Origin of the sequence: Stenotrophomonas maltophilia group sp. RNC7 (genome assembly GCF_030910085.1) — a bacterium.
Taxonomy (GTDB): Bacteria; Pseudomonadota; Gammaproteobacteria; order Xanthomonadales; family Xanthomonadaceae; genus Stenotrophomonas; species Stenotrophomonas sepilia.
Genome location: NZ_JAVFVN010000502.1, coordinates 1 through 2,774, shown reverse-complemented (window position 1 = coordinate 2,774; position 2,774 = coordinate 1). Strand labels below are relative to the sequence as shown.

The following is a 2,774-nucleotide window of genomic DNA, read 5'->3' as shown; positions in this document are numbered from 1 at the left end:
ACAATATCTCCAACCGCATTTGCTACAGGATTTGCTACAGGAGCAGGTACCCCTTGACTCATTGATACGGCTAAAGTTGTAAGCTTAGCTAATGGTGAGGATATTTTTAAAGCATAGCTCTTAAATTTTTCTTTAGCATTTGTATAACCTTTGTCTATACAATCATAAATTTCTTCAAATAAATACAAAATCAATTCTTCCCTATTATTAATCATCCAAGGATTAAATCGTACAACTTTACATATCCCTGTGTTTAATTCTTCTTCTATAAAATTGAGCATAGTTGACTTTCCTGCCCCCCATGAACCGTTTATAGATATTGCGTAAGGAATATTATTAGGTACTACTTCAATAAATTTTGCAATTTCTTTAGCTTTTGTTGAAAAATGTAATTTATCAGATTCTATACTAGTTAAAGGCAAATATCCATCCATTTTTATTAAACCCTCCTATAAGTATGAAACTTTATTTCTCAACATAATCAATTCCATGCGCATTTATTTTCACTCCATATCCTCCATCCTTAGATATAGAACGGTAATAGATTAAGCCTTTTTCTTCTAAATATTGATAAGCTAAATGATTTTCCTTATCTTCTTTATCATCTAAGTTAAGACGAATCAATACTTCTTGTCCTGCATTCTCAAAATAATCATTATACAACTCTCTAATTAATTTCTCTCTCAGCATACGTCTATCTTCAAAAATCATTCTCCATCACCCCTTATACAATTATAGGAATTTACTACATAAAAATGGTATCAAAGAATGTACGTTCCTACAAGATATACGCATAATTTCTTTCTTTCAATAAAAAAGCACTTCATAAAGAAACGCTCTTTTGAATTTATTTTAATTAGTTATTATCCATGATCCTTTATCAGCAGGATTTGTATATGCTACTTCTCTACCTTGGCTATCTGTGACAATGATTGTTATTTTCTCTCCCTTAGGTATAACCCCAGCCTTTTCAAAGTTAGAATTTATTATACTTCCTAATGCCATCGTATCTGCTTCTTTAAGTAATTTAGACTTTCTGTACCATACATCATCTTTAAAAAGGATAATTACTTTCTTCTCTCCACTATCATCATATAGCATATCAATTACTTCATCCGGTAAATTCCTTTTCGCAAAGTCCTTTGATTCATCTAATGCTTTCTGTATACTTGCATCCCTATTTTGAGGATTAGTTGTGACAGTCGTTTTTGTTTCTTTATCATCTATCGGATCAACATCTTCGTTTGGTACTTCACTAGCAGTTTCTTTTGTATCAGTTTCCACGTCTTTACTTTTTATTAGATAAATATTAATTGAAAGAAGAGCTATAATTCCAACAACAATTGCTACCTTTGCATATTTGAACATTATCTAAATCCCCCCTCTTAAAAATTCCCCTGTGAAATAAATTAGGGTCATGCGCCTTCATTTGTACAATTCACTTATTCAGAATGTAAACCACCCCTCCCCCCTATATTGTCTTATCACTGGAAGAGGTTGGCAAGATGTTTTTTACATATGCATCCAGTTAATTCAGCTATTATGTCAGATCCTATAAAACTTCTTATTGAGTGCATAAGTAACAAGCATATTCCCAACCTTAAATCAGCGCAGAATTATTGCATAGAATTATAATTCTATGCTAAAATATACATATAAACAGGCGGAATACATACATAAACACATGAATAACAAGTAAAAAAAGTTGCGTAGAATTATTTAGGGAGGAATTATCATGATTCATAAGTTCGTAAATGAAGCATTAAAAGGGAAGTCAGTAACAACTGTTAAGACGTATACTCATGCATTAAAGCAATTCGAACAGTGGCTTGATGGTGCAGGAACAGACCTAGAAAGCTTTGCTCGTTCTGATGTCCAACAGTATATTGACTACATGGTTTCACATAAGAAATCAGCAGCAACTATTAATAAAGTATTTAATGCATTAAAGAAGTATTGTAAGTGGAGTAATAAGACAGAAGCAATAGAAGACATAAGTGTAGTGAAGCAACAAGACTTAAAGCAAGTGGCACCTAAATCACTCGATAGAAACGAACGCAACCAACTCATACGTGAAGTGGATAGAGCAGGCAACAAGCGAGACTCGGCTATTGTACTACTTCTATTAAATAGTGGATTACGTGTTAGTGAACTAGTGAATATAGATATCAATGATATGTCCCTTACCGATAGAAAAGGTACGGTTAAGATTATTGGAAAAGGAAATAAAGAACGTACAATACCATTGAATGTAGAAACTAGGAGGGCTTTAACTAAGTATTTAGAAGAACGCAATGGAAATAGCCCAGCCTTATTCCTAAGTAATAGAGGTGAGCGTATTAGTGTTAGGAGTGTGCAGCACTTAATAAATAAATATGGTTTCAATGTACATCAACTACGACATACGTTTATTACTGACCTTGTACGCGCAGGACATGATATAAGCATCATTCAATCCTTATCAGGTCATTCCAGTGCTGATATGATCCTTCGCTATTCAGCACCAACAGAAGCAGATAGAGAAAATGCAGTTGAACAATTATATAAGAATTGATACAAGACTATCGTTTATGATGGTCTTTTTTCATATTCTAATTTATATCGTTTCAAACTTCCTTCATTCGTAAAACAAATTAACTACCCCTTCACTATCTTTACGTTCGTATCAATTCGTATATATTCGTTAACACCGCACAAGATGGTGACCACTCTTCCCCCTCATATCTTCATCTATTCCTTACCACTACATATACATACCTTTTTACACTTATTTA

Annotated in this window: 4 protein-coding genes; 1 reads left to right on the top strand and 3 read right to left on the bottom strand. The window is 33.0% G+C overall.

What is annotated here, in order from left to right; translation table 11 throughout:
• The 3 genes from RCF13_RS09655 to RCF13_RS09645 form a co-directional block, all read right to left on the bottom strand.
• The coding region (locus RCF13_RS09655) for a P-loop NTPase fold protein (RefSeq protein ID WP_308141100.1) at window positions 1-434 on the bottom strand (434 nt) is incomplete at its 3' end.
• A 31-nt stretch (window positions 435-465) separates the two neighbouring features.
• Window positions 466-711 carry a hypothetical protein gene (locus RCF13_RS09650; RefSeq protein ID WP_016716403.1) on the bottom strand — a complete coding sequence of 82 codons (246 nt, stop codon included), beginning with the start codon at window positions 709-711 and terminating at the stop codon, window positions 466-468.
• Between the two features lie 141 nt (window positions 712-852).
• Window positions 853-1,368, bottom strand: coding sequence for a hypothetical protein (locus RCF13_RS09645; protein WP_016716402.1), 516 nt, complete (start codon window positions 1,366-1,368; stop codon window positions 853-855).
• Window positions 1,369-1,735: 367 nt separating this feature from the next.
• Between RCF13_RS09645 and RCF13_RS09640 the strand changes: the two genes are divergently transcribed.
• Window positions 1,736-2,554, top strand: coding sequence for a tyrosine-type recombinase/integrase (locus RCF13_RS09640; RefSeq protein ID WP_016716401.1), 819 nt, complete (start codon window positions 1,736-1,738; stop codon window positions 2,552-2,554).
• Window positions 2,555-2,774 lie beyond the last annotated feature (220 nt).